General features: G+C 73.7%; 6 protein-coding genes. 4 read left to right on the top strand and 2 right to left on the bottom strand.

Going from position 1 to position 7,890, the window contains the following annotated elements; genetic code table 11:
• The first annotated feature begins 350 nt into the window (after positions 1-350).
• The gene (locus tag GTW08_RS27220; protein WP_073574048.1) at positions 351-815 is read left to right on the top strand and encodes an SRPBCC family protein; all 465 of its coding nucleotides are present in this window, start codon (positions 351-353) and stop codon (positions 813-815) included.
• A 9-nt stretch (positions 816-824) separates the two neighbouring features.
• On the opposite strand, the gene GTW08_RS27215 is transcribed toward GTW08_RS27220, so the two are convergent.
• Positions 825-1,586 (bottom strand): IclR family transcriptional regulator, encoded by a 762-nt coding sequence (locus GTW08_RS27215; RefSeq protein WP_174565841.1) that lies wholly within the window; start codon positions 1,584-1,586, stop codon positions 825-827.
• Positions 1,587-1,713: 127 nt separating this feature from the next.
• Here GTW08_RS27215 and GTW08_RS27210 point away from each other — a divergent pair, with 127 nt between their 5' ends.
• Genes GTW08_RS27210 through GTW08_RS27200 form a run of 3 tightly spaced genes read left to right on the top strand, consistent with a single transcriptional unit; the run spans position 1,714 to position 6,338 of the window.
• The gene (locus tag GTW08_RS27210) at positions 1,714-3,183 is read left to right on the top strand and encodes an aldehyde dehydrogenase family protein (protein ID WP_073574047.1); all 1,470 of its coding nucleotides are present in this window, start codon (positions 1,714-1,716) and stop codon (positions 3,181-3,183) included.
• A 42-nt stretch (positions 3,184-3,225) separates the two neighbouring features.
• A complete protein-coding gene (locus GTW08_RS27205; protein ID WP_073574046.1) occupies positions 3,226-4,782 on the top strand; it encodes an APC family permease in 1,557 nt (518 codons plus the stop codon).
• Positions 4,779-6,338, top strand: a complete 1,560-nt coding sequence (locus tag GTW08_RS27200; RefSeq protein WP_161152707.1) for a GMC family oxidoreductase N-terminal domain-containing protein — start codon at positions 4,779-4,781, stop codon at positions 6,336-6,338. The genes GTW08_RS27205 and GTW08_RS27200 overlap by 4 nt, the downstream gene beginning before the upstream one ends.
• Positions 6,339-6,489: 151 nt before the next feature.
• On the opposite strand, the gene GTW08_RS27195 is transcribed toward GTW08_RS27200, so the two are convergent.
• A partial coding sequence (locus GTW08_RS27195) for a glycoside hydrolase family 3 C-terminal domain-containing protein (protein ID WP_202417759.1) occupies positions 6,490-7,890 on the bottom strand: 1,401 nt, incomplete at its 5' end.

Genomic DNA, 7,890 nt, shown 5'->3' with positions numbered 1-7,890 from the left:
TGAGGCCCTCGGCGACGCGGTCGAGCGCCGTCGCGGCGACGTCGAGACCGTCCGGGTCGGAGTGCGCCGTCCCGTCCGACGACGGGCGCGGTCCGGGGCGGGGCCCGCCACTCGTCCACGGCGTCCCCGGTCGGTCTCGGTCGTGCACCGCGGCACCTCCGTCGTCGGTGGCGGGCCCGCCCGGCCCGCCCGCGTCGGGAGGAGTGTGCGTGCCGCGCGCCCCCGGCACGGGCGTTCCGGGGAAACCGGCACGGGGCCCGCGATCATGACCGGTCGCCGTGAGACCATCTGCGCCGGTCGGGAGCAGCGGGCCGGGTCCCGAGCGGCGCCCGGTCGGGGAGAGGAGCGTCGTGGTCGGCGTCCAGCGGGTGATGACGGTGTCCACCCCTGCCGAGACGGTGCTCGGTTACCTGGCCGACCACGGGCACAGCGAGATCTGGGACCCCACCGTGCGCTCCAGCACCCGCTCCGACGGCGGCGGCCCGGTCGCGGTCGGCGCCGCCTGGCACACGGTGTCGGTGTGGGGCGGACGGGAGAGCGAGCTCGACCACACGCTGCGGGAGCTGACGGCCGGTCGGGTCGTGTTCGTCGGGGAGAACCCGACGGTCACCGCGACCGAGGAGATCGTCGTCGAGCCGGCCGAGGGTGGGGGGAGCGTCGTGAGCTTCCACGCCCGGGTACGGCTCAAGGGTCTGCTGAAGCTGGCGGCGCCGTTCCTGCGGCGCGAGTTCGAGCGGCACGGCGACGAGCTGGAGCGCACCCTGCCGCCGGTGCTGGAACGCCTGCAGGGGCCCGCGCCGGCCCCGCCGCCGTAGGCCCGCGGCTCAGCGGTCGCGCCAGAACCCCATGCGACGGCTGATCTCACGCCCCGCGGCGACGACCTCCGGGGTGATCCGCTCGATCCGCTCGGCGGAGAGCCGGTAGGCGGGCCCGGACACGGAGAGCGCGGCCACCACCGCACCGCCGTGGTCCACCACCGGCGCGGCGACGGCGTTGAGGCCGGTCTCCAGCTCCTCCAGCGACCACGCGTACCCGTGCCGGCGGACCCGGCGCAGCTCCTCCACGAGCGTGTCGCGGGCCTGCTCCGGCACGGTGTCCGGCATCGTTCCCGGGTCGTCGAGGACGACCGAGGCGAGCAGCACCTTGCCGCTGGAGGTGTTGTGCATCGGGGTGATCCGGCCGAGCCAGTTGAACGTGGTGACCATCGACGGGCCGCGGGCCTGGTCGACGTTGACCGCCCACCCGCGGTCGGGGATGGCGATGTTGACGGTCTCGCCGAGCCGCTCCGCGAGCGTCTCGCAGACCGGGTGGCCCTGGGTGGTGACCTCCAGGCGCTCGGCGACACGGCCGGCGAGCGGGATCAGCCCGAACCCGAGGCGGTACTTGCCGCGGTCGGCGATCTGCTCGACCAGGCCGCGCTCCTCCAGCGCCCCGAGCAGCCGGAAGGCGGTCGACTTGTGGACGTCGAGCGAGGCCGCGAGCTCGCTGACCCCCGCCTCGCTGCGGTCGGCCAGCAGGGTCAGCAGGGTGATGGCCCGGTCGACCGACTGCACCCCGGGCTCCCGTCCGCGCACCGTGTTGCTCATTGCGCAACCCTAACCCGGCATTCCGTACGTCGCCACGTGGGGCGGCTGGAAAGCGGGACCGTGTCCCCGCACACGGGTGCCCGGCCCGGGTTTGCACACCGACCGGTTCCCGGTGAAAGCTCGCGCCGTGCCGAGCCTCTACATCGACGGAAGCTGGACCACCGGGTCCGCCGGGACCGCCCCGGTGATCAACCCCTACGACGCCTCGACGGTCACCGAGGTCGACCAGGCCGGACCCGACGACGTCGACCGTGCCGTCGCCGCCGCGCGCCGTGCCTTCGACGACGGACCGTGGCGGCGGACCACGACCGGCGAGCGCGGTGCGCTCCTCGGGCGGATCGCCGACCTGCTGGTGCGGGACCGCGACAAGATCGCCCGGCTGGAGACCCTCGACACCGGCAAGACGATCGCGGAGGGCCGCCAGGACGTCGACGACGTCACCGCCGTCTTCCGCTACTACGCCGGGCTGGCAGACAAGGACGCCGGCCGGATCGTCGACACGGGCAACCCGGCCGTGGTGTCGCGGATCGTGCACGAGCCGGTCGGTGTCTGCGCGCTGATCACCCCGTGGAACTACCCGCTGCTGCAGCTGTCCTGGAAGGTCGCCCCGGCGATCGCCGCCGGCAACACGATGGTGATCAAGCCCAGCGAGGTCACCCCGCTGACCTCGATCGTGCTGGTGGAGCTGTGCGAGGAGGTCGGGGTCCCGGCCGGCGTGGTGAACATCGTGCTCGGCGACGGGCCGTCGGTCGGCGCCCCGCTGACCGAGCACCCGGACGTGGACATGGTCAGCTTCACCGGCGGCCTGTCCACCGGCCAGAAGATCATCCGAGCGTCGGCCGAGACGGTGAAGCGCACCGCCGTCGAGCTGGGCGGGAAGAACCCGAACATCGTCTTCGCCGACACCGACTTCGAGCTCGCCGTCGACTACGTGATGCTCGCGGTGTTCCTGCACTCCGGTCAGGTCTGCTCCGCGGGGGCCCGACTGATCATCGAGGGCTCGGTCGCCGACGCCGTCGTGGACGAGGTGGTGCGCCGCGCGCAGCGGATCCGGCTCGGCAACGGTCTCACCGACGGCGTCGAGGTCGGCCCGCTGGTCTCCGCCGCGCACCTGGCCAAGATCGAGGACTTCGTCGCGGCCGCCCGCGCCGAGGGCGCCACGATCCGCTGCGGCGGCGCCCGCCCGGACGACCCGGACCTCGGGAAGGGCTACTTCTACCTGCCGACGGTGATCACCGACCTCGCGCCGGACTCGCGGCTGATCCGCGAGGAGACCTTCGGCCCGCTGCTGACCGTCGAGCGGTTCACCACCGAGGAGGAGGCCGTCCGCCTGGGCAACGACACCGAGTACGGGCTGGCCGGTGCGGTGTTCACCGCCGACATGGGCCGCGCCCACCGGGTCGCGTCCGCGCTGCGCCACGGCACCGTCTGGATCAACGACTTCCACCCGTACTTCCCGGGCGCGGAGTGGGGCGGCATGGGCCGGTCCGGCAACGGCCGCGAGCTGGGCCCGACCGGGCTGGCCGAGTACCAGGAGATCAAGCACGTGTGGACCAACACCGATCCGCAGCCCCAGGGATGGTTCTCGGGCCGCTGAGGCCGCCATGATGACGCGACGCAACGGCCCAGGAGGTCCACGATGACCGTTCCCGAACCGACCCGGCGGGACCGCTCCCCGGGCGCCGACGGCGACGGGGGAGGGCTCGCCGAGTTCGGCTACAGCCAGACCCTCGACCGCAGCATCGGCAAGTTCGCCAGCTTCGCGGCCGGGATCAGCTACATCTCGATCCTGACCGGCACGTTCCAGCTGTTCTACTTCGGCTTCGGCACCGGCGGCGCGGCCTACTGGTGGTCCTGGCCGATGGTGTTCGCCGGCCAGTTCATGGTCGCGCTGTCCTTCGCCGAGCTGGCCGGGCGCTACCCGGTCGCCGGGTCGGTCTACAACTGGTCCAAGCAGCTGGCCGGGCCGACCGTGTCCTGGCTAGCCGGCTGGATGATGTTCACCGCCTCGGTGGTGTCGCTGGCGGCGGTCGCGCTGGCCGCGCAGCTGACGTTCCCGCAGATCTGGTCGGGTTTCCAGCTCGTCGGCGACACCTCCGACGCGGGCGACGCCGCCGTCAACGGCGTGCTGCTCGGCGCGATCCTGATCGTGCTCACCACGGTGATCAACGCGGTCGGGGTGAAGCTGATGGCGCGGATCAACTCCACCGGGGTGTTCATCGAGCTGATCGCCGCCGTCGTCATCGTCGTGGCGCTGCTGCTGAGCATCCGCAACCCCGTCTCGGTGCTGTTCGAGACCCCGGCGCCGGCGGCGGGCGGCGGCGGCTACTTCGGCACGTTCCTGGTCGCGGCGCTCGCCTCGGCCTACGTGATGTACGGCTTCGACACCGCCAGCTCGCTCGGCGAGGAGACGGTCGACCCGCGGCGCACCGCCCCGGCGGCGATCCTGCGTGCGGTCGTCGCGTCGTTCGTGCTCGGCGGGCTGATCCTGCTCGGGATCATCCTGGCCGCACCGGACCTGGCCGACCCGCGCCTGGGCAGCAAGGACGGCGGCGGGCAGCTCGTGCTGCTGGAGGTCGCCGGCGGCACCATCGGGCGGGTCTTCCTGATCACCATCAGCATCGCGGTGATCGTCTGCCTGCTCGCGGTGCACACCGCGGCGATCCGGCTGATGTTCGCGATGGCCCGCGACAACGCACTGCCCGCCGGCTCCGTGCTGGCGCGGATCGACCCGAGGCACAAGACGCCGGTGGTGCCGGCGATCGTCGTCGGGCTGGTCGCGATCCTGATCCTGGTCGCGAACGTCGGCGTGCCCGAGGTCTTCACCGCGGTCACCAGCGTCGCGATCATCATGATCTACATCGCGTACCTGCTGGTCACGGTGCCGATGCTGGTGCGGCGGCTGCGCGGGCAGTGGCCGGACGAGGGCCAGAAGGGGTACTTCTCGCTGGGGCGTCTCGGCCTGCCGGTGAACGTGCTCGCGGTGCTGTGGGGCGCGGCGATGGCGATCAACCTGGCCTGGCCGCGCGAGGAGGTCTACGGCACCGGGTGGCTGCGGTTCATCGCGTTCCTGTTCATCGGGGTCGTGGCACTGGCCGGGCTGGCGTGGTTCCGGCTGCGCGGCCGCCACGGGCTGGGCTGTCTGCCCGAGCACCGGGCGAAGGAGATCGAGCAGGGCATGGGGGAGACGGCGTGACCGACCGGTTCGACTACATCGTGGTGGGTGGCGGCTCGGCGGGCTGCGCGCTCGCCGCGCGGCTCTCGGAGGACCCCGCGGCGCGGGTGCTGCTGCTGGAGGCGGGCCCGTCCGACGTCGGCGACCCGAACATCCTGCGGCTCACCGACTGGATGGCGCTGCTCGACTCCGGCTACGACTGGGACTACCCGGTCGAGCCGCAGGAGCGCGGCAACTCCCACATGCGCCACGCCCGCGCGAAGGTGCTCGGCGGCTGCGGCTCGCACAACTCCTGCATCGCCTTCTGGACCCCGCGCGAGGACCTCGACGAGTGGGCCGCGTCCGGCCTGACCGGCTGGTCCGCCGACGAGTGCTGGCCGCTGATCCGGCGCCTGGAGACCAACGACGGCGACTGGGACGGCCACGGCCGCTCCGGCCCGGTCAACCTCATGCAGATCCCCGCGAAGGACCCCTGCGGCGACGCCGTGCTGGCCGCCGCCGCGCAGGTCGGCATGCCGACGGTGCGGTTCAACGAGGGCCACACCGTCACCGACGGCGCCGGGTACTTCCAGATCAACTCCTTCCCCGACGGCACCCGCGCCTCGGCGTCGGTGTCCTACCTGCACCCGATCCTGGGCTCGCGCCCGAACCTGGAGGTGCGCACCGACTGCTGGGCCTCGCAGGTGCTGTTCGACGGCACCCGCGCCACCGGCGTCGAGTACCAGCGGGGCATCGGTCCGGGCCGCGAGACCGCGCACGCCGAGCGCGAGGTGATCCTCTCCGCGGGGGCGATCGACACCCCGAAGCTGCTGATGCTCTCGGGCATCGGCCCGGGGGAGCACCTGCGCGAGTTCGGCATCGAGGTCCGCTCGGACCTGCCCGGTGTCGGCTCGAACCTCGACGACCACGTCGAGGGCCTGGTCTTCTGGGACGCGGCGAAGCCGATGGTCACCGAGTCGACGCAGTGGTGGGAGATCGGGCTGTTCGCCCGTACCGACCCGGCCCTGGACCGGCCGGACCTGATGATGCACTACGGCTCGGTGCCGTTCGACATGAACACACTGCGGTGGGGCTACCCGACCACCGACAACGGGTTCTGCCTCACCCCGAACGTCACCCGTGGCCGGTCCCGGGGGACCGTGCGGCTGCGCACCCGCGACTTCCGGGACCGGGCCCGGGTCGACCCGCGCTACTTCACCGACCCCGAGGGCCACGACATGCGGGTGATGACCGCGGGCATCCGGCTGGCCCGCCGCATCGCCGAGCAGCCGGAGCTGAAGGAGTGGATCGCCGCCGAGCTGGCGCCGGGCCCGGACGCCGTGACCGACGACGAGCTCGCCGACTACATCGGCAAGACCCACAACACCGTCTACCACCCGGCGTGCACCGCGCGGATGGGCGCCGACGGCGACCCGGGCGCCGTCCTGGACCCGCAGCTGCGGGTCCGCGGGGTGCAGGGTCTGCGGGTCGCCGACGCGTCGGCGATGCCGTTCCTGCCGGCGATCAACCCGAACATCACCACGATGATGATCGGGGAGAAGTGCTCGGACCTGGTGCGGGCCGCGCACGCCGGCTGACCCGACCGGCCCGGCTCAGCCGGGAACGGCCGCCAGGTGCCGGTCGACGAGGTCGTCGACCGGGACGTCGTCGGCGGAGTTGTCCAGCGTCACGTGCGTCGCGCCGGTCCGGTGGACGAGGTCACGCTCGAGCCCGCCACGGGCTGACCGCTCAGCCCTCGCCGACGACCTCCACCGTCGCGTGCAGCGGGGTGTCGGACACGGAGAACCCGAGGTGCAGGTCGTAGGTCCCCGGCTCGGTCGCCCACGTCCCGCCCGCACGGTGGCGGAACGCGCGCCGTGACACCGCCACGGTGGCCGTCGTCGTGCCGGGGGCGGCGTCGACGACCGCCCAGCCGACCAGCCGGCGGGCGGGCCGCTCGACGTCGGAGCCGGGCCGGGACAGGTAGGCCTGCACGACCTGGCGGCCCGCCCGGTCGCCGGTGTTGGTCAGGGTGACCGTCACCGCGACGCCGTCGGCCGACCAGGGCCCGGCGACGGCGTCGTCGAGGGTCCAGGTGGTGTAGCCGAGCCCGTGCCCGAACGGGTAGGCCGGCGTCTCGCCGTGGCGCAGCCAGTTGCGGTGCCCGACGTGCACGCCCTCGTCGTAGCGCAGGACGCCGCCGGTCGGGCGCCCGGAGAGCACCGAGCGCTCCTCGCCGGTGGCGGGCCAGGTGGTCGGCAGCCGCCCGCCCGGCTCGGCGTGCCCGAGCAGCACGTCGGCGACGGCGTCGCCGAAGCGCTCGCCGCCGAACCAGCCGAGCAGCACCGCGGCCACCTCGTCGCGCCAGGGCAGCAGCACCGGGGCACCGGAGTTGACCACCACCACGGTGCGCGGGTTGGCCGCGGCGACGGCCCGGACCAGGTCGTCCTGGTGGCCGGGCAGGGCCAGCGAGGTGCGGTCGAAGCCCTCGCTCTCGATCCGGTCACTGGTCCCGACCACCACGACGGCGACGTCGCAGGCCGCCGCCAGCGCGGCCGCCGCGGCCACCTCGGCCTGCGGGTCGGCGACGACGGTCTCGGTCCCGACGGTGAGCGCGAACAGTGCCATGCCGGCCTCGCCGCCGGACGGGCGGAACCGGAACACCAGGTCGACCGGTCCGTCGGTGCCGACCTCCCCGGTCACCGAGGGGGCCTCGAAGATCGCCGCGCCCGGACCCTCGTCGCCGGTCAGGACGGCCTCGGTGTCGAGCACCGCCGTCCCGTCGGCGTGCACCGTCACGTGCCCGACGGCGGCGGCCCCGACCCGGTGCGTCCCGGGCTCGGGTGCCCACCGTGCCGACACCTCGACGGTCTCGGCGCCGTCGGGGATCTCGGCGCCCATCCAGATCAGCGAGGCGCCGAGCCGGTGCTCGCTGCGCAGCGCGGAGCCGTCCGCGGCGCGGAACACCGCGCGCAGTCCGGGTTCCCCGGTGACCGGGTCGGTGACCGTGGCCGGGTCGAAGGGCTGCACGCCCTCGGCGACCTGCGCGCCCAGCCGGTACCGCACCCGGTCCTCGCCGAGCGCGGCGCGCAGCCCGTCCAGCGGCGCGACGACCGCGGCGGGTCGGACCGTGGCGCTCCCGCCGCCCTG

Origin of the sequence: Pseudonocardia sp. SID8383, from assembly GCF_009864975.1 — a bacterium.
In the GTDB taxonomy this organism is placed as follows: domain Bacteria; phylum Actinomycetota; class Actinomycetes; order Mycobacteriales; family Pseudonocardiaceae; genus Pseudonocardia; species Pseudonocardia alni.
The sequence above is the reverse complement of the archived record's forward strand: the minus strand, read 5'-3'. Positions and strand labels throughout refer to the sequence as shown.